28 protein-coding genes are annotated in these 25,647 nt (G+C 69.9%); 15 read left to right on the top strand and 13 right to left on the bottom strand.

Annotation, left to right across the window (positions count from 1 at the left end; all coding sequences use genetic code 11):
* Positions 1-221 precede the first annotated feature (221 nt).
* On the top strand, positions 222-3,182 hold the full coding sequence (locus tag VKV26_00800) for an adenylate/guanylate cyclase domain-containing protein (GenBank protein ID HLZ68424.1): 2,961 nt from the start codon (positions 222-224) through the stop codon (positions 3,180-3,182).
* Between the two features lie 190 nt (positions 3,183-3,372).
* On the opposite strand, the gene VKV26_00805 is transcribed toward VKV26_00800, so the two are convergent.
* The 5 genes from VKV26_00805 to VKV26_00825 form a co-directional block, all read right to left on the bottom strand.
* Entirely contained in the window at positions 3,373-4,545 is a 1,173-nt protein-coding gene (locus tag VKV26_00805; GenBank protein HLZ68425.1) for an acyl-CoA dehydrogenase family protein, read from the bottom strand.
* A 95-nt stretch (positions 4,546-4,640) separates the two neighbouring features.
* Complete coding sequence (locus tag VKV26_00810; protein HLZ68426.1) at positions 4,641-5,291, bottom strand: LysE family transporter; 651 nt, start codon at positions 5,289-5,291, stop codon at positions 4,641-4,643.
* 22 nt (positions 5,292-5,313) lie between these two features.
* Positions 5,314-6,132 carry an enoyl-CoA hydratase-related protein gene (locus VKV26_00815; GenBank protein HLZ68427.1) on the bottom strand — a complete coding sequence of 273 codons (819 nt, stop codon included), beginning with the start codon at positions 6,130-6,132 and terminating at the stop codon, positions 5,314-5,316.
* Between the two features lie 202 nt (positions 6,133-6,334).
* Complete coding sequence (locus tag VKV26_00820; protein HLZ68428.1) at positions 6,335-6,595, bottom strand: hypothetical protein; 261 nt, start codon at positions 6,593-6,595, stop codon at positions 6,335-6,337.
* Between the two features lie 161 nt (positions 6,596-6,756).
* Positions 6,757-7,389 carry a helix-turn-helix domain-containing protein gene (locus VKV26_00825; protein HLZ68429.1) on the bottom strand — a complete coding sequence of 211 codons (633 nt, stop codon included), beginning with the start codon at positions 7,387-7,389 and terminating at the stop codon, positions 6,757-6,759.
* A 360-nt stretch (positions 7,390-7,749) separates the two neighbouring features.
* Between VKV26_00825 and VKV26_00830 the strand changes: the two genes are divergently transcribed.
* From VKV26_00830 to VKV26_00840, 3 genes are all read left to right on the top strand, one after another.
* Complete coding sequence (locus VKV26_00830; GenBank protein HLZ68430.1) at positions 7,750-8,574, top strand: hypothetical protein; 825 nt, start codon at positions 7,750-7,752, stop codon at positions 8,572-8,574.
* An 89-nt stretch (positions 8,575-8,663) separates the two neighbouring features.
* Complete coding sequence (locus VKV26_00835; GenBank protein ID HLZ68431.1) at positions 8,664-9,095, top strand: nuclear transport factor 2 family protein; 432 nt, start codon at positions 8,664-8,666, stop codon at positions 9,093-9,095.
* Position 9,096: 1 nt separating this feature from the next.
* Positions 9,097-9,897, top strand: coding sequence for a glucose 1-dehydrogenase (locus VKV26_00840; GenBank protein HLZ68432.1), 801 nt, complete (start codon positions 9,097-9,099; stop codon positions 9,895-9,897).
* 236 nt (positions 9,898-10,133) lie between these two features.
* Here the strand turns inward: VKV26_00840 and VKV26_00845 are convergent, their stop codons facing one another.
* Complete coding sequence (locus tag VKV26_00845) at positions 10,134-10,562, bottom strand: hypothetical protein (protein HLZ68433.1); 429 nt, start codon at positions 10,560-10,562, stop codon at positions 10,134-10,136.
* 132 nt (positions 10,563-10,694) lie between these two features.
* Between VKV26_00845 and VKV26_00850 the strand changes: the two genes are divergently transcribed.
* Positions 10,695-12,197, top strand: coding sequence for a 4-hydroxyphenylacetate 3-hydroxylase N-terminal domain-containing protein (locus tag VKV26_00850; GenBank protein ID HLZ68434.1), 1,503 nt, complete (start codon positions 10,695-10,697; stop codon positions 12,195-12,197).
* 18 nt (positions 12,198-12,215) lie between these two features.
* Here VKV26_00850 and VKV26_00855 read toward each other — a convergent pair whose 3' ends face one another.
* From VKV26_00855 to VKV26_00865, 3 genes are read right to left on the bottom strand one after another with little or no spacing between them, the layout of a single operon-like run.
* Positions 12,216-12,527, bottom strand: a complete 312-nt coding sequence (locus tag VKV26_00855; protein HLZ68435.1) for a hypothetical protein — start codon at positions 12,525-12,527, stop codon at positions 12,216-12,218.
* 18 nt (positions 12,528-12,545) lie between these two features.
* Positions 12,546-12,974, bottom strand: coding sequence for an FAD-dependent oxidoreductase (locus VKV26_00860; GenBank protein HLZ68436.1), 429 nt, complete (start codon positions 12,972-12,974; stop codon positions 12,546-12,548).
* A gap of 56 nt (positions 12,975-13,030) precedes the next feature.
* Positions 13,031-14,431 carry a PKD domain-containing protein gene (locus tag VKV26_00865; protein ID HLZ68437.1) on the bottom strand — a complete coding sequence of 467 codons (1,401 nt, stop codon included), beginning with the start codon at positions 14,429-14,431 and terminating at the stop codon, positions 13,031-13,033.
* Between the two features lie 323 nt (positions 14,432-14,754).
* Here VKV26_00865 and VKV26_00870 point away from each other — a divergent pair, with 323 nt between their 5' ends.
* A complete protein-coding gene (locus VKV26_00870; protein ID HLZ68438.1) occupies positions 14,755-15,063 on the top strand; it encodes a hypothetical protein in 309 nt (102 codons plus the stop codon).
* A 25-nt stretch (positions 15,064-15,088) separates the two neighbouring features.
* Here the strand turns inward: VKV26_00870 and VKV26_00875 are convergent, their stop codons facing one another.
* A complete protein-coding gene (locus VKV26_00875) occupies positions 15,089-15,562 on the bottom strand; it encodes a GNAT family N-acetyltransferase (GenBank protein ID HLZ68439.1) in 474 nt (157 codons plus the stop codon).
* 15 nt (positions 15,563-15,577) lie between these two features.
* On the bottom strand, positions 15,578-15,907 hold the full coding sequence (locus VKV26_00880) for a hypothetical protein (GenBank protein HLZ68440.1): 330 nt from the start codon (positions 15,905-15,907) through the stop codon (positions 15,578-15,580).
* Between the two features lie 65 nt (positions 15,908-15,972).
* On the opposite strand from VKV26_00880, the gene VKV26_00885 reads away from it, so the two are divergent.
* Positions 15,973-17,247 carry an NAD(P)/FAD-dependent oxidoreductase gene (locus VKV26_00885; protein ID HLZ68441.1) on the top strand — a complete coding sequence of 425 codons (1,275 nt, stop codon included), beginning with the start codon at positions 15,973-15,975 and terminating at the stop codon, positions 17,245-17,247.
* 26 nt (positions 17,248-17,273) lie between these two features.
* Positions 17,274-18,116, top strand: coding sequence for an arylamine N-acetyltransferase (locus tag VKV26_00890; protein HLZ68442.1), 843 nt, complete (start codon positions 17,274-17,276; stop codon positions 18,114-18,116).
* A 6-nt stretch (positions 18,117-18,122) separates the two neighbouring features.
* Here VKV26_00890 and VKV26_00895 read toward each other — a convergent pair whose 3' ends face one another.
* Positions 18,123-18,587: a hypothetical protein gene (locus tag VKV26_00895; protein HLZ68443.1), complete on the bottom strand. Its 465-nt coding sequence runs from the start codon at positions 18,585-18,587 to the stop codon at positions 18,123-18,125.
* A gap of 142 nt (positions 18,588-18,729) precedes the next feature.
* On the opposite strand from VKV26_00895, the gene VKV26_00900 reads away from it, so the two are divergent.
* The 6 genes from VKV26_00900 to VKV26_00925 all read left to right on the top strand — a co-directional run bounded on the left by VKV26_00900 (position 18,730) and on the right by VKV26_00925 (position 24,805).
* Positions 18,730-19,923: a CoA transferase gene (locus VKV26_00900; protein ID HLZ68444.1), complete on the top strand. Its 1,194-nt coding sequence runs from the start codon at positions 18,730-18,732 to the stop codon at positions 19,921-19,923.
* Between the two features lie 2 nt (positions 19,924-19,925).
* On the top strand, positions 19,926-21,254 hold the full coding sequence (locus VKV26_00905) for a CoA transferase (GenBank protein ID HLZ68445.1): 1,329 nt from the start codon (positions 19,926-19,928) through the stop codon (positions 21,252-21,254).
* Between the two features lie 75 nt (positions 21,255-21,329).
* Positions 21,330-21,707, top strand: a complete 378-nt coding sequence (locus VKV26_00910) for a hypothetical protein (GenBank protein HLZ68446.1) — start codon at positions 21,330-21,332, stop codon at positions 21,705-21,707.
* A gap of 54 nt (positions 21,708-21,761) precedes the next feature.
* On the top strand, positions 21,762-22,928 hold the full coding sequence (locus VKV26_00915) for an acyl-CoA dehydrogenase family protein (protein HLZ68447.1): 1,167 nt from the start codon (positions 21,762-21,764) through the stop codon (positions 22,926-22,928).
* 92 nt (positions 22,929-23,020) lie between these two features.
* Positions 23,021-23,974, top strand: coding sequence for an arginase family protein (locus VKV26_00920; protein ID HLZ68448.1), 954 nt, complete (start codon positions 23,021-23,023; stop codon positions 23,972-23,974).
* 57 nt (positions 23,975-24,031) lie between these two features.
* Positions 24,032-24,805: an enoyl-CoA hydratase-related protein gene (locus VKV26_00925; GenBank protein HLZ68449.1), complete on the top strand. Its 774-nt coding sequence runs from the start codon at positions 24,032-24,034 to the stop codon at positions 24,803-24,805.
* Positions 24,806-24,922: 117 nt separating this feature from the next.
* Here VKV26_00925 and VKV26_00930 read toward each other — a convergent pair whose 3' ends face one another.
* A complete protein-coding gene (locus VKV26_00930) occupies positions 24,923-25,126 on the bottom strand; it encodes a hypothetical protein (GenBank protein ID HLZ68450.1) in 204 nt (67 codons plus the stop codon).
* Positions 25,127-25,311: 185 nt separating this feature from the next.
* On the opposite strand from VKV26_00930, the gene VKV26_00935 reads away from it, so the two are divergent.
* Positions 25,312-25,647: adenylate/guanylate cyclase domain-containing protein (locus VKV26_00935; GenBank protein HLZ68451.1), on the top strand; the 336-nt coding region annotated here is incomplete at its 3' end.

Consider the following 25,647-nt stretch of genomic DNA (forward strand, 5'->3'; position numbering starts at 1 on the left):
TTCCTTTCGTCGGGGCAACGTGCGTGCGGCCGCGGATCGAACCGGCAGCCAACAGTGTAGCGGAAGACTCGGCGACGGCGGTGTGCGAGGCGTGTCCGAGTCACATGCCGGCAGACCGATGCCCTCCCAAACGAAGCTGACCCCAAACGCTTCTCCACTCAGCTACACTGACGCCGCAGTGCGATTCCGATTCGTGGCGCTGTCTTGCTGCGAGGTGAGCCATGCCGGAGCTGCCGACCGGCACTATCACGTTTCTCTTCACCGATGTCGAGGGCTCGACGCGGCTGTGGGAGACGCACCCATCCGCCATGCGGGCCGTGATGGCTCGGCATGACGCGCTGCTGACCGAGGCCTTCGAACGCCATGACGGCGTGGTAGTGCGCCCGCGCGGCGAAGGCGACTCGCTGTTCGCGGTCTTCGTGCGCGCGTCCGACGCCGTGGCGGCCGCGCTGGATGGGCAGCGGGCGCTTTTGGGAGAGGACTGGGGTGAAATTGCGCCGCCGCAGGTGCGCATGGGGCTGCACACGGGCGAGGCCGGCCTGCGCGAGGGCGACTACTACGGCTCAGCCGTCAATCGCTGCGCCCGTATCCGCGCCGCCGGCCATGGCGGCCAGATCCTGCTCTCCGAGGCGACAGCGAAGCTGGTGCGCGGCACGTTGCCGGACAGCGCAACGCTGCTGGATCTCGGCCGGCACCGCCTGCGCGACCTGAACGAGTCCGAGCAACTCTTTCAGGCCAACGCGCCCGACCAGGCCTACACCTTTCCGCCGCTGAAGACGCTGGACGCGCGGCCCAACAACCTGCCGCTGCAACTCAGCAGCTTCATCGGCCGCGAACGCGAGTTGGCCGAGCTGGCAAACCTGCTGAAGACGGCGCGCCTGCTGACGCTCACCGGCCCCGGCGGCACAGGCAAGACGCGGCTGGCGCTGCAGGTCGCGGCGGACCTCGTGGACCAGTTTGCTGACGGCGTCTTCTTCGTTGATCTCGCGCCGCTGACCGAACCCGGGGCCGTACCGTCCGTGGTCACACGGGCGCTGAGTGTCCAGGAACAGCCCGGCACACCGCTGCGCGAGACGCTGCGCTTCGTGCTGCGCGGCAAACACCTGCTCCTGCTGCTCGACAACTATGAGCACCTGCTCGACGCCGCAGAGTTCGCCGCGTTCGTGTTGCAAACCGGCCCGGCAGTCACGCTGCTGGTGACGAGCCGCACGCCGCTGCGGCTGCGCGGGGAGCGCGAGTATCCACTGTCGCCGTTGCCGTTGCCAGCAGGTGACGAGAGCGGGCCGGCCGCGCTCGCCGGCAATCCCGCGGTGCAACTGTTCATGGCGCGAGCGCAGGACGCCCGCCCGGACTTCACTCTGACGGACGAGAACGCCGGCACGCTGGCGGCGATCTGCGCCCGGCTGGACGGGCTGCCGCTGGCGATCGAGTTGGCGGCCGCGCGTGTGCGCTCGCTCGCGCCCGAGACCCTGCTCGGCAGGCTCTCGCAGCGCCTGTCGCTCTTAACCGGCGGCGCCCGCGATGCGCCGGCGCGGCAGCAAACCCTGCGCGACACCATCGCCTGGAGCTACGCGCTGCTGGAGCCGGCCGAACAGCGGCTGTTCCGGCGGCTGGGTGTGTTCGCCGGCGGCTGCTCGCTGGAGCTGGCGGAGGCCGTCTGCGCCGACCACCAAACTCCGGTAGGGGCCGTTCGCGAACGACCCGTCGCGGTAGAGCCGCGATCACCAGCCTCCGCGAACCTTGAACCGCCGAACGGTGCGCCTGTACCCGCGGACCCTGCGCGGACGGTTGAGGTGAAGGTCTCCGACGGTCGCGCTGCGCTCTGGCCACCCCTACCTGTCATTCCGAAGGAAGCGATCCTGGACGGCATCTCCGCCCTGGTCGAGAAGAGCCTGGTGCGGAGATCGATCATCCCCGGTGGTGAGGCCCGCTACCGCATGCTGGAGACGATCCGCGAGTTCGCCTTGGAGCAACTGGAAGGGAGCGGCGAGGCCGAGGCAGTCCGCCAGGGGCTTGCGGTGCACATCTTGCAGCTCGCGCGGCAGGGTACGGCCGCAAACGACTGGACGCGGTTGGACGCCGAGTTGGAAAACGCCCGGGCTGTGCTGGGCTGGTGCGTGGACCAAGCAGAGCTGGCGGTCGGTGTGCGTCTACTGTGGGCCCTCGAGGGCTACCTTTTTTACCATGGGGGCCTGAAAGAGCTCGAAGCGTGGCGCCAGCGCTTGCTGGCATTGCCAGAGGCAGCGCAGCCGAGTATCTCGCGGGCACGGCTGCTGACGCAGCATCGCACTGAATTCGTCGCCGGCAGCGAAACAGACCAGTATGCCGCTGAGCTGGAGGAAGCGATTAGCCTCAGCCGCGAGCTGGATGACCGCACCTGCCTTGCCTATGCGCTGCGCAACCTCGCCTTTCTCCGCCTGAACCAGGGCCGTTATGACGAGGTGGACCCGTTGGCGGCAGAGGCGTTCCCCCTCTTGCTCGCAGCGGGCCGTACCGACCTGGCGGTGATTACGCGTGGCCACCGCATCAACGTGGCGATTGCGCGTGGAGAGCTTGCCACCGCGGCGGCGCTGCTCACGGCAAACCGGACCCTTGCCCGCACGACGGGCGTCGCACAGCTGCGGCTTCAAGAAGCAGCGCTGGCGGAGGCACGCAGCGATGTCGCCGAAGAGCGCAGGTTTCTGGAAGAGGCCGTGCACCGCCTCGAGGTTGAACAAGGTGCGCGAAACCCTGTCCGGCTCGCCGCCCTTGTGCGCCTCGCGTGGGCCGCACTCCGGCAGGGCGACAGCCGGGCAGCGGTGACCGCCTGCGCCACGAGTCTCGCTGTCCAGCGCCGTCAGGGTCCGTCGCGCCAGCTGCCGGCGGTCCTCAGCGTGCTAGCCCTGGCGGGGGAGCGCGGTGGCCTGCTCTTGCTGAGCGCCCGCCTGTTAGCTGCCATTGCCGCCGGCAAGCTGCAGCCGAATCTCAGTTCTGTGGAAATGATCCACCTGCACGCCGAGCAAGCGGCGGCAGCGGTGCGAGTGCGCGCCATGCTGAGCGAAGAAGCGTTTGCCGCTGAATGGGCCGCGGGCGAGGCGCTCTCCCCGGAGGCCGCGATCGACCTTGGGCTGGCGGTCGCCGCAGAGCTGGCGGGCAAGCACGACCCGCCAACCGAGGCGCGCACCGATTCCCGGCCGGCCTGAGCCGCGGCTGATCTCGCTGCTCCGGTCACCTCGGCTGCCGCCGCTAAGGGCGCATACGATGCGCTCGGCACGCCTGTGCGCACCGCAACCCCGCGCATGGCCCTCCCCAGCCTGATGTCAGCGCCCGTGAAACCGGCTCGTGGCAGCGTCCGCTCCCCGATTCACTACTCCCTACTCACCACTCACCCGCTCAGTACGACCGCGGCATGCCGAGCACGTGCTGGCCGACGTAGGCGAGCACGAGGTTGTTGTTGATCGGCGCCGTCAGCAGCAGGCGCGTCTCGCGGAACTTGCGCTCCACGTCGTACTCGGCCGTGAAGCCGTAGCCGCCGTGGCAGTCGAGGCAGGCGTTCGCCGCCGCCCAGGCCGCCTCAGACGCCAGGAACTTCGCCATGTTCGCCTCGGCGCCGCAGGGCTTGCCCGCGTCGAAGAGCTGCGCCGCGCGCGTGCGCATCAGCTCGGCCGCTTCTACCTGCATGTGCGCCCGCGCGATCGGGAACTGCACGCCCTGGTTCTGGCCGATCGGCCGATCGAAAACGACGCGGCTGCTCGAGTATTTCACTGCCCGCTCCACGAACCAGCGGCCGTCGCCGATCGACTCGGAGGCCACCAGCACGCGCTCGGCGTTCATGCCGTCGAGGATGTAGCTGAAGCCGCGCCCCTCCTCGCCGATCAGGTTCTCGGCCGGCACTTCCAGGTCGTCGAAGAAGAGCTGATTGGTGGCGTGGTTGATCATCGTGCGGATCGGCCGCACCTCCAGCCCGTGACCGCGCGCCGCGCGCAGGTCCACCAGAAAGACGCTCAGCCCCTCCGTGCGCCGCTTCACCTGCTCAACCGGCGTCGTGCGGGCGAGCAGGAGCAGCAAGTCTGATTGCAGCACGCGCGAGATGAAGACTTTTTGGCCGTTAACGATGTAACGGTCGCCCTTGCGCACGGCCGCGGTCTGCAGATGCGTGGTGTCGGAGCCGGAGTTGGGCTCCGTGACGCCGAACGCCTGCAGCCGCAGCTCGCCGCTGGCGATCTTCGGCAGATAGCGTTGCTTCTGCCCTTCGCTGCCATGACGCAAGAGCGTGCCCATGATGTACATCTGCGCGTGGCAGGCCGCCGCGTTGCCGCCGGAGCGGTTGATCTCCTCGAGGATCGCCGCGCCTTCAAGTACGCCCAGGCCGGCGCCGCCGTACTGCTGCGGAATCAGCGCGGCGAGATAGCCGGCGCGGGTCAGCGCGTTGACAAAATCCTCGGGATAGGCGCGCTGCTCGTCGATCTCGCGCCAGTACTGGTCCGGGTACTGCGCGCACAGCTCGCGCACGCCCCGGCGAATCGCCTCAAGCTGCTCGGTCTGCTCGTCGGTTGCCGTGGTCATCGCCCTCACCTCGCTCGCGCCTGCTGCCCGCAGCGTAGCGCGTCCGCGGGCCTGCCGCGCGGGCCGGGCGAGCGCTGGTTCGGCGGAGGCAAACGTCAGGCGTGCACGTGCCGGCGCAGCGTGTTGACCAGCGAGATGCAGGCGAACACCGCCAGCAACGCCGCCGCGGCGCGTTGTACCACGATCTGCACCCGGCCGGGCAGGCGCAGGCCGAGCTGCCAGACGATCAGCGCGAAGCTCAGGCACCAGACGAGCAGTGCCGCGTAGTAGCCGGCGGCAAACTGCGCCAGCGCCATCGGCCCGGTGGCAGGCAGGTGCGTCGCCAATAGCGTGGCGCCGACGCCGATCCAGAACGCTGCCGAGCCGGGATTGACCACGCCCAGCAGCGCACCCGCCCAGAACGGCGGCAGGTTGGCGCGCTGGCGTAGAGCCGCGCCCGTCCCACTTGTATCGCCCGGCTCAACCGCGGCGGCCGCGTCGCGCCAGCCCTGCGCCGCCAGCCAGGCGAGCAGCGCCGCGCCCATCAGGGCGCCGACCACATCCATGAACTGCAAAGTCAGCAACGCACCGATGCCGGCGAAAGCGAGCGCCGCCCAGAGGCAGTCGCCGATCGTCGAGCCCAGCTCGACGAACAGCGCGGCCCAGAAGCCGTCGCGCAGGCCGCGGCGCAGCGCCTCCGTGTTCACCGGACCCAGCGCCAGGCACTGGCCCAGCGCGAGCAGAAAGCCGAGTACGAGCGCGACCATCCCGCGACTCTCCTACTGCCGATCAGCGCCCCGTGAAGCGCGGCGGACGGCGCTCGTTGAAGGCGCGCACGCCCTCCAGCCGGTCGTCCGTCACCACCGTGGCGTTGTAGGCCTCAATCGACAGGATCATGCCCGTCTCCAGGTCGGTCTCCGAGCCGTACATGATCGCCTTCTTCGCCTGGCGCACGGCAACCGGCCCGTTCTGCGCGATCAGCCCCGCGATCTCCAGCGCCTTCGCCCGCGCCTCGCCGGCCGGCACGAGGTGATTGACGAAGCCGGCCGATCGCGCCTCCAGCGCGTTCATGCGCCGGCCGGTGAAGATCAGCTCTTTGGCCAGCGGCGCACCGAGAATGCGCGGCAGCAACTGCGTGCCGCCGATGCCGGGGAAGATGCCGCGTGTCACCTCGGGCACGGCGAAGACGGCCGTCTCGCTCGCCACGACGAAGTCGGAGAGCGCCGCCAGCTCGAAGCCGCCGCCGAAGGCGTAGCCCTCAACCGCGCAGATCACGGGCACGGGGCAGCGCAGCAGGCGGAAGGCGCCCTGCTCGAAGATCACGTGCTGGGCGCGCCACTGCTCGTCCGTCATCCCCTCGCGCTCTTTGAGATCGCCGCCCACGCAGAAGGCGCGGCCGCCCGCGGCGCAGAGCACGACGCAGCGCACCGCCCGGTCCGTCTGCAGCGCGTTGAAGAAGTCGAGGAAGTCTTCGCCCATGCCCGTGTTCATCGCGTTGAGCGATTCGGGCCGATTCAGCTCTACCGTGACGACAAAGCCGTCCTCGACGCGAGCAACCCGGAGAAAGCGGTACTCCTTCTCCTGCCCGACTGATTCCGCTCCGGCCATCGAGCACCCCCGCCACGCGCGGCCGCATGCTGCCACGGTACCGGCGTGATCGCGGGCGGTCCAGCCCGCGGTGCCGCCGGCCGATCGGTCCGGGGAAACGACGAGGGCGGCCGCCTTCGAGCCACCGGTCAGGGACGGTGGCAACAGTTCGGCGCAAGGCGCACGTTGGTGGAGCGGAGGCCGGCGCTGCGCGGTCGCATGTCTACCGTGGAATCCCGCCGACGATGATGCCGAACGGCGCGCCGAAGTCGAGGCTGCTCTGAACCCTCACCGGCGAGTAGCCAAGCACCTGGTAGAACTGGCCCTCGCGGCCGGGCGGGATCGGCTGGGGGTTCAGGTAGCCCTGCACCTCCGCGCCCGCCGGCTCATCCACGCGGCAGCGCTCGAGCAGCCCGCGCGGGATGGCGTAGAGCGTGCCGTCGTCGCCGCGAATCAGCAACACCTCGGTGTTGGAATCGGGCATGACGAAGTCTCCTTAACGAATCGCTCCGCGACATTCACGCTATCGCCCTTTCACCCGCGTTTCAAGCGAGTACTGCGCGGTTTTCGTGTGGGCGCACAACCGGCGCGGGGGCTCACCCAGCGCCCGCCGGACGGTCAAGCGGCGGCGCGTTTCCGTGCACCTCAGGAGACAGTCGGCCACTTGCCGTCAACGCCCAGCGCCGCCCGGGCGAGCCGTTGCACCAGCGGCGTGACCGCCTCGGGGCTGCGCTGGGCGCCCGCCAATGTATCGAAGGTCTCGAAGCCGATCAGCGTGAAGAGTATGTCGGTGTCCTCGCTGAGCGCCTCCCCGTCGAGACCGCCGCGCCGTTCAGCCAGCCGGGTTAGGACGGCTCGGCAGCCGTTGCGCCGCCACTCATCCCGAGCGCGCAGGGCCTGCCCCAGCTCCGGGTCCAGCGCGCCCAGAGCGCGGAAACGGCGCAGCGCCTCGCGATCCGAGGCCCAGAAGCGGCCGAACACCGCGATCAGCTCCATCAGCGCCTCCAGTGGCTCGGCCAGCGCGAAGAGTTCCGCCATCCGCTCCATGCCGCCGCGCGCCGCCATCTGGTCGAAGACCGCCTCCAGCAACCCTCGCCTCGAGCCGAACTGGTAGTAGACGGTCATGCGCGCCACGCCCGCCTGCCGGGCAACGGCATCGATGGTGAAGCCGCGGAAGCCTTCGGCGGCGACGATCAGCTCACGCGCGGCGGCGATCACCCGCGCGCGGGTCTCTTCGGTAGCTGCCTGGCGCCGCCGGAGGGAGTAGGGACGTGGCATCGCGCGCTTGACACCTCAATTTGATTGTATACTATGTACAAATAGAGGGTTCCGCAGTCAACCCCGCCCAGCGGGTTCAACCGCCTTCGGCAGAGAAGATTGCCATGTACACGTTTCACCCCGCGCCGTAGTCTCCCGCCGCACCGAGTTCCACAACCGACACGAACCGCCGGCGCCCGACTGCCCAGAGCATCGGTGGTCGGTGGCCCGGGGCGAACGAGCCTCGTCATCGGCTGCGGCGTCGAACGCAACCTCGCCGGCTCCAAAGTCGATGGCCGGCGGCGGAGGCCGCGGCGCCCGGCCGGAACCCCGGTCGATTGCGTCGAACGCTCCGTTTGCGACAAATCCCGGAGGATTGAGATGACCGCCTTCGCAGAAACGCCGCCCCGCCACGACGAACCGGCGACAGCGCTGCAGATCGTCAATCCCGTCCCCAGGTACGCGCGGGTACCGCTCGTCGAGCCAACGGTTTCTGGCTACATCCACATCGCCGCGCAGGTGCAGCCGCGCTCGCTGCCGTTCCTGCCGAACGGGCGCGAGAAGACGGCACTGCTGACGAACCTGAGGCCGCTCGCGCGCCGCCTCCAGCGCCTCGACGCCGTGCACGAGATCACGGGTTTCGATGCGATCGCTTCGCCGCCCTTCGGCCGGCTGCCCTACATCCGCGAGCACCCGGACGAGATCCATCTCGCGCGCTTCGACGTCGTCCTTCTGATCGAGACGGCCTCGCCTGCCGCAGCGCTCGCGCTGCAGCAGTCCGCCGAATACCTGGCCGTGCTGGACACCCTGCGTCGCGAGTCTCGTGACCTACACGTAATGGCCGCGCGCAACGCCAAGCGCATCGGCGACGTGGATCACCGGCGCCGGGACACGTTCCTGTTCAACCACTTCGTGGCCGATGACGAGGCCGTGATGCTGGAGCTGTGGGATCACCTGGCCGCCTGGTACGCCGCCGAGACCGGGCTCGACAACTCGGTGCTGCTCGTGCCGCTTGCAGACCAGCGCTCCGACTATCTGGCCGTCAACCACGCCTCCTGGCACGAAGGGCTGGCGCGTGTCTTGTGGCGGCAGTTTGCCCGGTCCAGCTTCTGGAGCTACGTCCAGGCCAACCTTACGGCGAACCACGTCGGCGCGATGCCGGTGTTGTATCGCCGCACCTTCCGAACCGCGGATGCGGCCACGTAGGGCAGGCCAGGGCAGATGCCGTGAGCCGCTCCCGTCGCCGCGGCCGCCAACTCGGTCAGTTCGAGTGCAGCGGTGCAGGAGAGGCCATCATGCAGGACAACGCCGCGGATCAGGTCCGAGAGCTCGGCCGCCGCTGGGCCGACGCGGAGCAGCGCAACGACACCGCCGCGCTCGACGGCCTGCTCACCCCCGACTTCAAGGCCTTCGGGCCACGGGGCTTCGTGCTGGACAGACAGCAGTGGCTCGACCGACTGCGCTCCGGCGATCTCGTCATGCGCTCGCTGACGCTCGACGAGGTAGAGGTGCGCGCCCACGGCATGATGGCCATCGCCATCGGCCGCGAGTCGCAGCAGGCCGCCTATCGGGGCGGTCCCGCCGACGGGCAGTTTCGCGTGACGCAAATCGCGATCCGCGATGGCGATCGCTGGCTGCTCGCGGGTTGCACCTCAGCCCCATCGCCGGCGGCGTCTGAATCGAACCAGGCGCGCCATCGCGCCGGAGTGCCTCGCCACGGAGAATGAGATGACGGCGCTCCAGCCGAGCAGCGGCAGCGATGCACGCCCAGGTGACTTGCTTGCCGGAACAGTCGCGATCATCACCGGCGCCAGCCGCGGAATCGGCGCGGCGACGGCACGAGCGTTCGCCGCCGCGGGGGCGAGCGTGGTGCTCGCCGCCCGGGACCAGGCGGCGCTGGCAGGCGTCGAACAATCGATCACGCGAGCCGGCGGCAGCGCCCTGGCTGTGCCGACCGACGTGGGCGACGCCGCCGCCGTCGAACGGCTCGTGCAAATCACCTGCGAACGGTTTGGCCGCCTCGATGCGGCCTTCAACAACGCCGGCGGCAGCGGCCACCCGCCGACGCCGCTTGCCGACGTTGCCGTCGAAGCGTTCGACAGCGCCGTGCGGGTCAACCTGCGCGGCGCGTTCCTCTGCATGAAGTACGAGATCCCCGCCATGCTCGCGGGCGGCGGAGGCGCAATCGTCAACATGTCCTCCACCGCCGGCTTCAGGGGTGTGCCCGGCCTCGCCGCCTACGTTTCCACCAAGCATGGCATCATCGGCCTCACCCAAGCCGCGGCGCTCGACTACGCGCAGCGGGGCATCCGTGTCAACGCGGTCGCACCGGGGCCGATCCTCAGCGAGCGTCTCGCGGCGCTGAGCGACGAACAGCGTGCGCCGGTCGTACGCGCCGTGCCGATGCAGCGCATCGGCCGCCCCGAGGAGGTTGCCGCCACCGTTGCCTGGCTCTGCTCCGACCGGGCCTCGTTCATCACCGGGGAGACGATCGCCGTCGACGGCGGCCGGCTCTCCTCCGGCGCATAGCACCGCACCCCGCCCTCGCAGGCGAAGGCCGTCTCGTCCGTTCAGGAAGTCCGTGGTTAGCAAAGGGTGCCTGGTTGGGACACAACTCCGCCACGGATCCCGCAAGGACGCACCTGTCCCGCCGCCGTCGCACGTCGCCTCGGTACGCTCCCGAAGTTCCTTCCCGTGTCGGGAAGGGACAACCGAGCCTGAGCGAGGCAGAGTTAGGCGCCCCGCCGCAACTGCCGCGCGTCGAATCAATCCGGCGCAGCATCCGGCGGCCGCAGCGCCACGCTCGCGCTCAGCCCGCCCGGCGAAGGCCGGCGCGGCTCGCGGCTGCCGCAGTCGAACGGGCTGTTGCCATTGGATGGGCCACCTCGACCGCGTATGCGCTTCTGCCGCCACATGCGCAACGGCATCAGGAGCCGGCCAAATACTCCGGGTGGGCGAGGAAGGCCGGCGCCCAGAAGCGAGGGCGCCTGTTTGGCGTTCTTCGCCTCGATGACCATGCCGGCGCCGTCGGGCCAGTGCAGCAGCGCTTCGGCCTCCGCCAGCTCACGGCATCGGTACTGCTCGCGGCATAGGATCAATCCGGGATACGCGAACCTCTCGCCCGCATGCAGGGCCCCTCTGGTGATGTGCCCGCCGGGTTGATCACACAGCCGCCGGCCGATGTAGTACGCCACGGCCGCCTCCGTTCGCTGCTGTAACGCCACTGCCGTTCATTCTATCCCGCTCCGAGCCGTCACCACATTCGTAGGCAAGCGCCCGGTCGCGGCGTATGCTGGCACGCACACGGACCGGGAGGAGACGCGATCATGGCGCTGCGAAGCGGGGCCGAGTATCTGGCCGGGCTGCGCGACGGCCGCGCGATCTGGCTGCGCGGCAAGCGCGTGGCCGATGTCACGACCGAGCCGGGCCTCGCCCGCACGGCGCAGACCATCGCCGCCTACTACGACTTCCAGAGCCGTCCCGCCCTGCGCGACCTGATGACCTACGACACCGACGACGGCGAGCGCGCTCCGCTCTCTTTCATCCAGCCGCGCAGCAAAGACGACCTGCGCCGCCGCGCCGACGCCTTCGCCGCCTGGGCGGAGGTCTCGTGCGGGCTGATGGGACGCAGCCCCGACTACATGAACGCCGCCGTCGCCGCCGTGGGCATGGCCCGGGATTTCTGGGGCCGCAACGACCCGGAGATGGGTGAGCACGCGCAGAACGTCTACCTGCGCTGCCGGCGCGGCGACCTCTGCCTCACCCACACCTTCATCACGCCGATGGTGGACCGCTTCAAAGCGCTCAAGGACCAGGAGCCCTACACCAACGCCGGCGTCGTGCGCCGGACGGAAGACGGCATCATCGTGCGCGGCGCCAAGAGCGTCGCCACGCTGGCGCCCTTCGCCGACGAGAACCTGCTGCTCTCGCTCGGCGCGTTGAACAAGCTGGAGCCGGAGAGCGCCGACTACGCCCTCTGCTTCAACCTGCCGCTGGACACGCCCGGTCTCAGCTTCATCGGCCGCGACGTGCTGGACGACGGCTCCTCGCACTTCGACCGGCCGCTCGCCGGCCGCTTCGAGGAGATGGACTGTCTCGCCGTCTTCGACGACGTACTGGTGCCCTGGGAACTGGTCTACGCCTGCCGCGACGTGGATATCGGCAACGAGGCGGTGCGCGGCCTGCACTTCACCGAGTCGCTGGGGCACCAGGTGGTCTGCAAGAACGTGGCGAAGACGCGCTTCCTGCTGGGCCTCGCGCACCTGCTGGCCGAGTCGACGCAGGTAAGCAGTTTCATCAACGTGCAGGAGAAGCTGGGCGATATCACCACGGCGCTGATGACGATGGAGTCGCTGGCGCTGGCCGCGGTCGAGGGCGCCTATCAAGCCGACAACGGCTTCTGGTACTGCAATCCGGCCGCGATCAACGCCGCCCTGCGCCTCTACCCCGACTTTTATGTGCAGATCATCGATCACCTGAAGCAGCTCGGCGGCAGCGGCTACGTGGTGATGCCCGCGGAGGCCACGCTCGACGCGCTCGGCGTGGCGGTCGAGAGCTACTTCCGCGGCGCCACGCTGGACGCGCACGGCAAAGTCCAGCTCTTCCGCCTGGCCTGGGACATCGCCGGCAGCGGCTGGGGCGGACGCCAGGAGCTCTACGAGCGCTTCTTCTTCGGCGACCGCACGCGCATGCGCGCCGGTCTCTACCTGGGCTACGACAAAAGCGAGGCGATCGCCATGGTGCGCCGCATCCTGGAGCCGCCGCGGCCCGGGGCGCCGCTGCCGCTGCCCGAGCGCTTTGCGGCTCAAACGGCCGCGAGCGGCAGATAAGGCGAGCAGCCGAGGGCCCTACGTCAGCTTCGACAGGAAACGGCCGGCTTTGGCGATCCGCTGCGGACTCTCTTTCAGCACGTAGTCGTAGAGCGCCACGGGGATGCCGAACGAGTAGGTCGGGTAGGCGTGGATGCTGCCGATCACGTCGTCTACCGTCGGCTGGTTGTTCATCGCCAGCGTCAGCTCGTTGATCAGCTCGCCCGCGTTCGCTCCGGCGATATGCGCACCGATGAAGCAGCGCTTTCCGTCGATCAGGAACGTCATCAGCCCGATCGGATCCTGGTCGGTGATCGCGCGCTCGAGCCGCGCGTACGAGCAGCGCACCACCGAGAACGCCTTGCCGCGCTACTTCGCCTCGTCCTCGGTCAGCCCGACATGCGCGATCTCCGGGTCGGTGAAGGTCACCCAGGGCACATGGCCGGGTTTGAACGGCAGCCGCAGCGGCAGGAAGGCGTTGCGCACCGCCGCCGCCTGGTAGCCCGCGTAGTGCGTGAACTGCATACCGCCGACCACGTCGCCCGCCGCCCAGATGTGCTTGACGTTCGTCTGCAAGCGCCGGTTGACCGCGATGCCGCGCTTGCCGAGCTTCACGCCCGCCGCTGCGAGCCGCAGCCCCTCCACGTTCGGCGCGCGGCCCACCGCGACGAGGATCTCGTCCACGCGCAGCTCACCCGCGTGCTCGCCGGCCTGCGGCGCTCCTTGTGCAGCCGGATCCGGGCGCCGGCACGGCCGGCCCCGCCGCTCGCGTTTGCCCGCGGCATGGGTGATCGCCAACGCGGAAGGCCGAGGCGATTGCCCCGGCCCTCCGCAAGCCCGTGCGGCGGTTCGCCCTACGGTCCGATCGTAATCGTCGCACCCGCGTCGCTGAACACCCAGGCGCCCTTGCCCGGGGGCAGCACGGAGCTGACCGCATAGTTGTTGGCCGATGGGTCAAAGATGTAGACCACGTCGGCGCCGCGCACGTTCACCGTCTGCGTCTGGCTGGGGTTGCCCACCATGATGAACTGCCCCGCCGGCGCGTTGATCGTGATGCTGCTCTGCGTCGAGGCCACCAGCGGCACGTTCGTCGGCCCGTTGAAGAACACCCAGTAGCCGCGGCCGGCCACGATCGGGCTGCCCTGCGGCAGGATCTCGTAGTTGTCGTCGCCGGCCTGGAAGGTGTAGAGCGGCCCGTTGCCGCTGGCGAAGGTCTGCCCGTTGCCGCCGGCCACGATGTTCCAGCCCGCCGGATAGAGGGCGCTCGGCCCCGTCGGCGCGGGCGTGGGCGTCGGCGACGGCGCGGCGACCGTCACCATCGTCGTGGCGCTGCCCGTGGCGGCCGGGGTGCTGGCGCTGCTGGCCGTGACCGTCACGGTGAAGCTGCCCGCGGCGGCGAAGGTGTGCGTCACGCTCTGGCCGGTCGTGTTCGCCGTTCCGTCGCCCCAGCTCCACGTGTAGACCACGTCGGCGGGCACGCTGCCGGTGGCGCTCACCGAGTAGCCGACCGAAGCGCCGGCCGTCGCCGTGGTTGGGCCGCTGATCGTCAGGCTCAGCCCCTGGCTGGGCACGCCGATCGTCGCCGTGGTCTTATCGACGCCGACCTGGCCGGTGGTGGCGCTGGAGGCGTTCAGCGTCACGTTGAACGTGCCGGTCGTGTTGTAGGCGTGGGCCACCTGCTTGCCGGTCGCCGTGGTTGAGTCGCCGAAGTCCCAGGTGAACACCGTGTCGGCCGGTACCGTGCCGCTGGCGTTGAAGGTGATCGCCTGGCCGACGCCGCCTTTGTAGGGGCCGCCGGCGCTGATCGTCAGCGACTGCGTGATCGTCACCGTGGTGTTCGCGGTCGCGGAGCGGCCGTTGCCCGTCACCGAGACGGAGACGTTGTACGGGGTGGTGCTGGCGGTCGCGTAGGCGTGCTGCACCGTGGCGCCGCTGCCGAAGGAACCGTCGCCGAAGTTCCACAGATAGGTCAGATCGGACGTGGACATCCCGGCGTTTTGCACCGTGGCCGTAAAGGTGATCGGGATGTTTGTTTGCCCCGTGCACGGCCCGCCGATCGAAACGGCGAAGGGTGCGCTGGCGCTGGGGGTGGATGTGGTCGCCGGCGATGGCGACGGACAGCCGCCCGCGCCGGTCTGCGCGAGCGCGCCGCGCGACGGCGCCTCGCCCAGGCTGAGCGCGGCGAGCAAGCCGATGCCCGCCAGCGCCGCCCCCGCGATCCACGCCGCCCAGCGGCCCTTACCTTGTCCTCGCATGTGCCTCCTCCTGTGTTGCGCGCGACGGTTGCGGCGCCGTCGCGCCTCGCCTCTAAGCGATTAAACGAACTACGCGGCTTTTGGTTAACAACAACTGAATAGCACTTTTATCGCATAACCGTATATCGTGCATATCAGTCGCCGATCGTGCCACCGCTCCCAGCATTTCCCCTTCCGGCCGCAGCGTCCAGATTCCTGAAGAGGTATGCAACCATCGTCTTTCGGCGCCGTGGCAATCGTCGCCGCGGCGCAGCCGGCCGAGCCGCGGGCGTGGGCTATAATGATGCGTCGCCACGAACCGCACGACAGGGAGGACGACCAGCATGGGTGAGTACAGCTTCGAGCGTGAGGCTCGCACACCCTACTCGGAGGCGTTCACGATCGAGAGCGACGACGGCGCCGACGTCGGCCGCGTCGACCTGCACTACACCCCGACCATGACCTACGCCACGCTCTGTGTGGGCGAGTCGCTGACCGAAGACGACATCCAGGAGCTGATCGGCCAGATCGACGAGCGCCTGGTCATGACCAGCGATCCCTACCGCGAGGACTTCATCGTCACCGTCTGGACCGGCCGCGAGAGCGGCGTCTACTCCGACGAAGATGACGAGGACGAGGACGAGGAGGAGTAAGCCTCGCGATTCAGCGGCCGATCGCTCAAGCCAGGGGCTTGACCAGCACCAGCGCCGGCTGCGTCTCACCCCAAAACGCCGTGCTTTCGAACAGCGGTGCGAAGCCATGAGCCGCGTAAAAGGCGCGCGTGCGCACATAGCCTTCGTCCGGCTCGCTCGGGCCAAGCGTCGGCAGAAAGACAAAGCCGTATCTCTGCCGGCGCAGCCACGCCTCCGCCTGCGCCACGAGGGCGCTGCCGATGCCGCCGCGGTGCAGCTCCGGCGCCACGGCCAGCACCAGGATCTCCGCTGAAACCGCCGTCCGCGGCTCAAGCGCGATGAAGCCGACGATTGCATCCTGACGCCGCGCCACCCAGGCCGGCAGGCGACCCAGTGCCGCGATGTATCCTTCGTTCACGCTGGGAAAGCCGAACCACTGCGGCAGCGCTGCGAGTACCGCGGCGCAGCCCGCGCGGTCGGCCCCCGTGAAGGGCTCGATCGCGATCGTGGCGCCGTTCATCCCATCCGTCCCAGCCTACCCCTGCCAATCCTCCACCAGCCGCGCCGCTTCATCGTGCAGGCGGGCGCCCTGTTCGGCGCTGAGCAGGTCGGCGAAGGCCGCGATCCGGTCATCGATGAAGGCGAGGCCAGCCGCCCGGTCGGTGACGTCATCGTTGCTCGCGGCCTCGCCCGCCAGCTCCGCGGCGATGTTCTCCAGCGCGCCGTCTACCAGCGCCGCCAGGGTTTCGCGCTGCGTCGCGCTCAGGGTGGCAGGATCGGGTTCGCTTTCCACGCCGAGCGCGGCAAGCGCGTCGGCGCGCCCCAGCAGCCGGATCAGTTGCACCAGCGCCGGATACGCCGCCATCATGCTCCTCGCCGGGAGCGATTGTAGACCCTCGCCCGAGCGCCCGCACGGAGTTTGCTCAGCCCATGATCGTAATCGTCGGCGGCGGGCTGGCAGGCTTGACGGCGGCGCGCGTGCTCTTCCGCGAGCGTGCCCCGTTTCTACTTCTTGAACGCGAACAGGCCCTGGGCGGCCGCGTGCGCACCGATGTCACGCCCGAGGGCTTCCGGCTCGACCGCGGCTTTCAGATGCTGTTCACCCGCTATCCGGCCGTGCGCCGCCACCTCGACTTGCAGCAACTCGGCCTCTGCCCGCTTAGCCCCGGCGCCGTCATCTTCGGCCCCGGCGGCGAGCGTGAGGAACTGGCCGACCCGTTTCGTGTGCCGGCGAAAGTCTGGAAAACGCTGCGCTCGCCCGTGCTTTCGCTGGCAGACAAGGGCCGTATCGCCCTGGAGGCCGCCGATCTGCGTCTGCGAATCGCCGAGGGTATCTGGACGGATCGCGACACCACCACTCACGCCTACCTGCACCAGCGCGGCTTCTCCGAAGCGGCGATCGAGCGCGTGTTTCGCCCCATCTTCGGCGGCATCTTTTTGGACCACTCGCTCAACACCAGCTCGAACGCCTTCCGCTTCGCCTTCAAAATGCTGGCCGAAGGCTACGGCGCCGTGCCGGCGCTCGGCATGGGTGAGATCGCCCGGCAGCTCGCGGCGCCGCTGCCGCCCGCGAGCATGCGCCTCGGCGCCGCCGTCACGGCCCTGCTGCGAGAGGGCGGGCGAGTCGCCGGCGTGCGCACGGGCGGCGAGACGCATGCCGCGGATGCCGTGATTCTGGCCGTAGACAGCCCTACCGCCGCAGCGTTCTCCGGCGCGGCGCTGCCCACGGCCGGCAACGGCGTCACCACCCTGTATTTCGCCGGCGCAGAGCCCCTGACCGACGAGCCGCGGCTGCTGCTGAACGCCGACCCCGAGGGCACGATCAACGCGGCGGTGCAAATCAGCAATGTGGCGCCGCAGTACGCGCCGGCCGGCGAGCACTTGCTGTCGGTCACGATGCTGGGCAACCGCGACGAGCCAGATGACGACCTTGAGGCGAAGGCCCGCACGGAGCTTTCCGGCTGGTTCGGCAATGACCCCGTCTCGCACCAGCGTTTGCTCTCCTTGTCGCGCATCGCCTTCGGCCAGTTTCCCCAGCCCGCGGGCTTCGCCGAGCACCTGCCGCCCGTGCGCGGTGAACCCGGCCTCTATCACGGCGGCGAATATACCCGCGCCGCCAGCATCAACGGCGCGATTGAAGCCGGCGAGGCGGCGGCGCGGGCGGCGCTGGAAGACCTCGGCTCGACGCCGGCGCGGCGCGCCTGACCAAGCCCATCACGGAGCGACCATCGATGAACGCTGCCTGGCCCTCGGACGCAACCACCCCGTCGCCCGCGTGGATCGCGCGCTATCTGCGCCTGCTCGGCGTCCCGCAAGAGCCGCCGTCGCTTCCCGCCCTGCGACGGCTGACGCGCGCCCATCTGCTGGCGGTGCCCTTCGCGAACACCACCGCGCTGCGCCGCCGCCGCGCCCATCTCGGCCGTCCGGCGCCGCCGCCCGATCCGGAGGCGCTGCTGACGACCTGGGAGCAGGAGCAGCTCGGCGGCGTCTGCTTCGACGTGTCGCTGATGGTGAACCGCTTGCTGGGAGGCCTCGGCTACCGGGCGCGGCAGGTGATGGGCAAGATCTCCTTTGCCGGCTCGCACCAGTGCGTGCAGGTGGCGCTGGACGGCGAGCGCTTCCTCGTCGACGTCGGCAACGGCGCGCCCTTCTTCGAGCCGATCCCGGCGCACGAAGAGACGGAGGTGCGCGTCGGCGGCCTTGCCTACCGCTTCCGCCCAGGCGACGAACCAGAAACCTGCTGGCAGGACCGCGGCATCGACGGAGCGTGGCAGCCGTTCTGCTGCTACGACCTCGGCCCGCCTGACCTGGCCGTGCGCGAGTCGGCCTATCAACGGCACCACACGCCGGGCTTGAGCTGGGTGGTGGACAGCCTGACGCTGGTCCGCTGCGCGCCGGACCAGGTGCTCTCGCTGCGGGACGACGAGCTGACGCGCTACACCCCCGCTGGCAAGCAGCGCGTGCCGGTAACCGACTACACGCGCGTCGTGCGCGAGGATTTCGGCCTGCCGCGATTTCCGGTCGCTGAGGGTGTGCAGTCCTGGCGCGAGCTGCGCGCCGTGCGGGGCGGGTAGGGTGCGCTACGGCGCCTGCGCCACGACCGGGAGATCGCGCAGCTCAAACGTCGCCACCAGCGGCACGCTGCTGGAGCCGTGCACGGCCACCGGCGCCTGGTCCGGCGCGGCGATCGCCAGGCCGAATTCGACGGGCTCGTCGATCTTCACGTCGGCAGCGACACTCAGCTCATCGGCGTGCCCAGCCGCGGTCTCCACCTGGATCGCCAGTGGAAAGGCGCCTTCGCTGTTCCCCGCGACCTGCACCACGTGGCCGGGGCCCGTCTGCACGCTGAGCGCCACCGGACCGCGCAGCAGTTCTACGGCTTCCGCGGGCAGCGCCACGCTGATCGTCTCCGCCGCGCCGTCCACCGACACCGTCGCCCTGGCGTGGCTGAGCTGCCCGTTGACCGAGGCGCCGCGGATGCGCCCGACCATGATGCTGAGCAGCACCACGGCGAGCACGGCGAGGATCGTGCGCGGGCGGGGCATCGCGAACCTCCAGACGAGGCCGTGCGTCAGCACGCAAGGATTTTGCAAGTAGAGTATCGGCAGCACGCGGGCAATCCAGTAACGGTGCAGAGACGCGATTCGCCGCGTTACTATGCCGTTACTCTCCCAGGAGGCAAACGGCGTGCCGGCTGCCCTGAACGGCGTTCGCGTCGTGGAGCTGGCCGAGGGCCGCTCCGTCGCCTACTGCACGAAGCTGCTTGCCGGCCTCGGCGCTGCCGTCATCAAAGTCGAGCCTCCCGCCGGCGACGCCTGCCGCCGCGCCGGCCCGTTCCCCGGCGACGTGCCCAATGCCGAGGCCAGCGGCCTCTTCCTGCACCTCAACACCGGCAAGCGCGGCGTGACGCTGAACCTTGAGGATGCGTCCGGCCGCGCCCTGCTGCTCGCGCTGCTGGCCGAAACGGACGTGTTGGTCGAGGGCTTCCGGCCAGGCGCCCTCGACGCGCTCGGCCTCGGCTACGCGGCGCTGAGCGGGCGCTTTCCCGCGCTGGTGTTCGTCTCGATCACGCCCTTCGGGCAGGACGGGCCGTACGCGCACTACGCCGGCGGCGAGCTGATCGCCCACGCGCTCAGCGGCTATATGTCGATCACCGGTGACCCCGAGCGCGAGCCCTTGAAGCCCTACAGCTCGCAGATCGAGTTCCAGGCCGGCCTGCAGGGCGCGCTCGGCGCCGTCGTCGCGCTGACGGCGCGCGAACAGGACGGCCACGGCGACTGGGTGGACGTCTCGGCGCTGGAGGCGGCGACTTTCCTGCTCGGCGGCCCGGCGCAGGTGGCGGCGCTCACGGACGAGGTGCGTGTACGCAACGGCACGCGCCTGATCGGCCTGCCGCCCCGCTACTTTTATCCCTCCACGCTGCGCCCCTGCCGCGACGGCTACGTGCACGCGCACACCAACATCCGCCACCCCGACCTGATGGCCGCGCTGATGGAGCAGCCCCGCCTTGCCGAACCCGATCTGCTGGAAGCCCCCGCCGCCCACGCCGACGAGATCGACGCCCTGATGGACGAATGGCTCGCCTGGCACGACCGTGGGGAAGCCGTGCTGCTGGCGCAGGAGCTGCGTGTGCCCTTCACCGAGGTCTTCCGCCCCGACGAGGTGCTGGCCGACGCGCACCACGCCGCGCGCGGCGCCTTCGTCGAGCTCGATCATCCGATCGCGGGCGCGCTGCGCCAGCCGGGGCCGGCCGTGCGCCTCTCGGCCACGCCCTGGCGGGTGACGCGGGCGCCGCTGCTGGGCGAGCACAACGCCGCGGTCTGGGGCCGCTGGCGCACAGCCGGCGAACTGGCGCAACTGCGGGCCCTGGGGGCGATCTGACGATGGCGAAGCCGCTGGCGGGCATCCGCGTGCTCGACTTCACGAACGCCGTCGCCGGCCCGACGGCAACCAGCATCCTCGGCGATTTCGGCGCCGACGTGATCAAGATCGAGGGTCCCGACACACGGCATCGCAACCCGCCGGGCGCCGCGCCGCTCAGGCCGGGCGCCGCGGATGAGCCGTGGAATCGCGTAATACACTTCAACGATCTGAACCGCAGCAAGCGCAGCCTCGTGCTCGACCTGCGCCGGGCGGAGGGCCGGGCGCTGTTCCTGGAGCTGGCGAAGCTCAGTGACGCGGTGCTGGAGAACTTTTCGCCGCGGGTGATGGCGAACCTGGGTCTGGACTATCCCGATCTCTGCCGCGTGCGGCCGGACATCATCCTCGTCTCGATGCCCGCCTTCGGCAAGAGCGGGCCGTATAAGAACCGCATCTCCTACGGTCCCGGCATCGACGCGATGAGCGGCCTGTCGCACCTCACCGGCTACGAGGACGGCCCTCCCAGCAAGCCCGGCAACTTTTACTGCGACCAGAACGCGGCGCAGCTCGCGGCGCTCTCGCTGCTGGCCGCCGTGCGCCACCGCCGCCGCACGGGCGAGGGCCAGTATGTCGAGTGCGCGATGATCGAGGGCGAGCTGCAGGTGGTGGCCGAGGCGCTGCTCGACGCCCAGATGAACGGCCGCGTGCAGAAGCGGATAGGCAACCGGCATCCCACAATGGCGCCGCACGGCGTCTTCGCCGCAGAAAAGAGGAATGAGGAAAGAGGAGATAGGGGCGACGGGAGGCAATCCGATTCGCCTGTGGCGATTCAGGCGCCGGGCGGCGACTGGATCGCGATCGCGGTGGAGACGGATGCGCAGTTCGTGGCGCTCTGCCGCGAGATGGGGCGGCCGGAGCTGGCGGCGGATGCTCGCTTTGCCGGGGCGCTGGCGCGGCATGCCAATCAAGCTGCGCTGGACGCGATGATCGGCGAATGGACGTCCGGGCAGAACAAGCACGCGTTGCAGCGGCGCCTGCAGGCGGCCGGTGTGCCGGCCGGCGCCGTGCTGAACGTGCGCGAGCTGCTCGAAGACGAGCATGTGCAGTTCCGCGACGTGTTCCAGCAGATCGACTATCCCGATCTGGAGCGGCCGTTCCCGCATACGCGCGTCGCCTTCAAGCTGCGCGGCCGGCATGGCAGCCGCATCGACACGCCGGCGCCGCGCTTCGGCGGCGCGAACCGCGCCGTGCTTGGCGACCTGCTCGGCCTCAAGGCGGAGAGCTTTGCAGCGCTCCAGGCAGGCGGGATCACGGCTGAGTTGCCCGCGGAGGCGCCGGGGGCACGGGTGTAAGCGGCATGCCCGCCCCCGCTGCGCCTGCGCCATGAACGTGCCATGATGGGCCGGAACGGGCGGGAGGTCGGCGGTATGCCTCTGCAGAAACCGTGGCGGCGCTGGGAAGCGGGCCGCACCTTCGAGCGCGCGATCCCCAACTCGCTCGGCGTCTACGAGATCGCCGACGAGCACGGCGAGGTCGTCTACATCGGCATGGCCGGCGGCAAGAGCCTCTTCGGCCTCCGCGGCGAGCTGGCGCGCCAGTTCGCGGGCAAAGCGAACGCGGTGGCTTCGGCCCGCGGCCGCCGGTTCCGCTACGAAGAGAACATGCAGTACATGACGCGCTTCCGCGATCTCCTGCAGCGCTTCAACGAGGACCACGGCCGCCTGCCGCCTGGCAACGAGCAACCCGGCGAGTTCGTGCCCACGCTGGGCCGCTTCCACTGGAAGAGCGCAGAGGCGACGATCTGAGCCTCACCGGCGCCGCGCGACCACCTCACAGCCTCATCCCCGGCGGAGGACACGATGGACCTGGAGCTGAGCGACGAGCAACGCCTGATCGTCGAGACGGTGCGGCGCTTCGTGCAGGAACAGATCGTGCCGCTCGAGCGCGAGCTGGACCCGGACTGCACCGAGCTGCCCCGCGACGATCGCCAGCGCCTGATCGCGATGACCCAGCAGATGGGCTTCTTCAACCCCGACGTACCCGTCGAGCTGGGGGGCGCCGGCCTGAGCACGACCGACCGCACGCTGATGGCCGAGGAGATGAGCCAGCACCGCGCCGGCCTCTACACGCCCTGCTACGGCGTCTTCGGCGCGGGCGGGCTGGCGCAGCTCTACGCCGGCACCGAGGAGCAGAAGGAGAAATATCTCTATCCCACGCTGCGCGGCGAGAAGCGCGGCTTCTTCGGCCTCTCCGAGCCCTCCGGCGGCTCCGACCCGGCCCGCGCCATCCGCACGACCGCCGTGCGCGACGGCGATGAGTGGGTGATCAACGGCTCCAAGCTCTGGATCAGCGGCGCCGACACCTCGGACTTCGGCCTGCTCTTCGCCCGCAGCGACGCCTCGAAGGGGCGCAACGGCATCACCTGCTTCATCGTCGACACGGACACGCCCGGCTTCCAGGTGCGGCGCATCGTCCACGTGCTGCGTTCGACGCACCCGCCGACCGAGCTATCGTTCGACAACATGCGCGTGCCGCACAAGAACATCCTGGGCGAGGAGGGCGGCGGCTTCGCCATCGCCAACGACCGGCTGACGCGCAACCGTATCCCCTACTCGGCCGAGTGCATCGGCGTGGGCGTGGCGGCGCAGCGCATGGCCGTCGCCTGGTCGAAAGAGCGCGTCACCTTCGGCGAGCCGCTGGCCAGCCGCCAGGCGATCCAGTGGATGCTGGTGGATAACGAGATCGACATCGCCACGGCGCGCTGGCTCTGCCTGGCCGCCGCGGGCAAGGCCGACGGCGGCAAGCCGTTCCGCACCGAGGCGGCGATGGCGAAGCTGGTCGGCACCGAGGGCGCCGGCCGCGTCGTGGACCGCTGCATCCAGATCCACGGCGGCCTGGGGGTGAGCAAAGACCTGCCGTTGGAACGCTGGTACCGCGAGCTGCGCATCCGCCGCATCGGCGAGGGCCCTAGCGAGGTGCAGCGCATCATCATGGCCCGCGACCTGCTGCACAGCTCGCTGCATTAGGGCAGGAGGGCGTAGGGCGCAGGGGCGATTCACCAACCGCCTGTCGTGCCGGCCGGCGCGGGCAGCAGGATGACGAGCCAGAGGAAACAGCCGTGACCGCCACGATTGCGCTGCCTGACCTCGCACCGGCGCCGCCGAAGCTCGCGCCGATCGGCCTCGTGGCGCTGCCGTGGCACCTGAACCGCCGCGGCGAGCACCTTGCCGCCGGACCGGAGGCGCTGCTTGGCGCCGGCCTCATGCACTGGCTGCGCGACGCCGGCTACCAACTCGACGGCCCGCACGTGGTCGAGCTGGACGAGGCCGAGCGCAGGCAATACGGCGCCTGGCACGCCGTCGGCCTCAGCGGCGCCCACCTGGCCGAGACGGTCGCCGGCGTGCGCGGGCGCCGCGCCTTTCCCCTCGCGCTGCTGGGCGACTGCAACGGCTCGCTGGGCATGCTCGCCGGCCTGCAGCGCGCCGGCGTTGGCCGGCTCGGCATGGTTTGGTTCGACGCCCACGGCGATTTCAACACGCCGGAAACGACGCTCTCCGGCTATCTCGGCGGCATGCCGGCGGCTGTAGCGGCGGGGCTCTGCCTGCAACGCCTGCGCGGCCAGGCCGGCGTCGAGCCGCCGCTTGACGTGCGCGACATCGTCATGGTCGCCCTGCGCGACGTGGACCCGCTTGAGCAAGAGCTGATCGAGCAGCACGGCATCGAACAGGTGCCCACGGCAGACTTGAAGGGCGATCGCTCGGCGCTGCGGGCGGCGCTGCGACGCCTCTCGGCGCGGTGCGATGCGATCTACATCCACATCGACCTGGACGTACTCGACCCGGCCGAGGCGCCGGGGATGAACTTCCCGGTGCCGGGCGGTCCCAGCCCCGCCGAGCTGGCCGAGGCGATGGCGCTCTGCCTCGCGCAGCCCAGGGCCGCCGCGCTGGGCATCGCCTCGTACAACGCGCCGAAAGACGAAAACAACCGCACGCTGACTGCCGTCTTCCGCGTCATCGCCGGCGGCGTGCGCGGCTTAGGGAACAGGCAACTGGGAACAGGGAACAGGGGATAGTCCCTACGCCCCACGCCCCACGCCCTGCGCCCTCGGCGACCGAAGGGAGCCACACCGATGGGCCTTGATTTCGCGATCCGCGACCGCGTCGCCTACCTGACGCTGAACCGGCCCGAGGCGATGAACGCCATGGACCCGGAGATGTACAAGGCGCTCTCCGACGCCTGGATCGAGGTACGCGACAACCCGGAGATCTGGTGCGCCCTGATCACCGGCGCGGGCGACCGTGCCTTCACCGCCGGCGCCGACCTGAAGAAGACGATCCCGCGCCAGCCGGAGATGTGGGAGTTCTGGCAGACGCAGGCCGACCAGATCCTCAACCGCGGCCTCGAGGTCTGGAAACCGGTGATCGCCGCCGTGAACGGCTACTGCCTGGCCGGCGGCATGACCCTGCTCTTCGCCACGGACATCCGCATCGCCGCCGAGCACGCGACCTTCGGCATCAGCGAGGTCAAGCGCGGCATCCTGCCGGGCAACGGCGGCACGCAGCGGGCGCTGCGGCAGCTTCCCTACCCGATCGCCATGGAGCTGCTGCTGATCGGCGACCAGCTCACGGCGCAGCAGGCGTTGCAATACGGCCTCGTCAACCGCGTGGTGCCGAAGGAAGAGTTAATGTCCACGGCCGAGGCCTACGCGCGCAAGCTCGTCGCCAACGCGCCGCTGGCCGTGCGGGCGATCAAGGAACTGGCCGTGCGCAGCCAGCACATGCATCTCAGCGACGGACTGCGCCTCGAATCCGCGATCCAGCAGGCGCTGCGCCAAACAGAGGACGCCAAAGAAGGTCCGCGCGCCTTCGCCGAAAAGCGCCCCGCCAACTGGACCGGGCGCTGAGTTTTGCTGGGCCGCGCGTCTTCGAAGCCCGCCGTTCCCAGGAAAAGCAAGCGCCGCGCCCGAGCCAAAAATGGCTCGGGTGCGGTGAAACGCTAAAGCGGGCAGTGTTGGTGTGTCTCACGCCGCCGGGGCGCCACTGCCCGGAGCGCCGCTGACATCGGAGCGACCGCGACCGCTGGCGCGCCGCGCAAGCCGGCGTGCACGCGCGTCTAGCAGCCACCGCCGCCCGCGGCGCAGCACCGAAAGCAGCGCCGGCGGGTCCGCCAACGTCCGCACGTCGCCTTCCTCGTTCCGCATCCGGTAGTACTGCTCGTCCGTCATGCCGATCCTCCGTGGACTCAGCGGCCGGTCGATCTGACGACTCGCAGCCGTTCTCTCGGCATTCACGGTATCGCCGGCGAACCGCCCCGGCTGACCCACCGCCGACAGGCGGGATGTCAACTGCCCGACAAAGCAGATTGCCCCGCCGCCGGCAGCCGCCGGTTCGGACGCGTATGCTAGGGGCCATGACTGGCTGGACCGGCCCAACGCTGCCGGCGGGCACGCTGACCTTCCTGTTCACGGATGTGGAGGGCAGCACGCGCCTGTGGGAGGAGCATCCGCAGGCGATGCGCGGCGTCATGGCCCGCCACGATGCGCTGCTCACGCAGGTCTTCGAACGGCACGAGGGCATCGTCGTGCGCCCGCGCGGCGAAGGCGACAGCCTCTTCTGCGTCTTCGTGCGCGCCTCCGACGCCGTAGCCGCGGCGCTCGCCGGCCAGCGAGCCCTGCTGGCGGAGGACTGGGGCATCATCGGCCCGCTGCGCGTCCGCATGGCGCTGTTGACGGGGGAAGCCGACCTG

This window comes from Dehalococcoidia bacterium (assembly GCA_035310145.1).
Classification (GTDB): Bacteria; Chloroflexota; Dehalococcoidia; order CAUJGQ01; family CAUJGQ01; genus CALFMN01.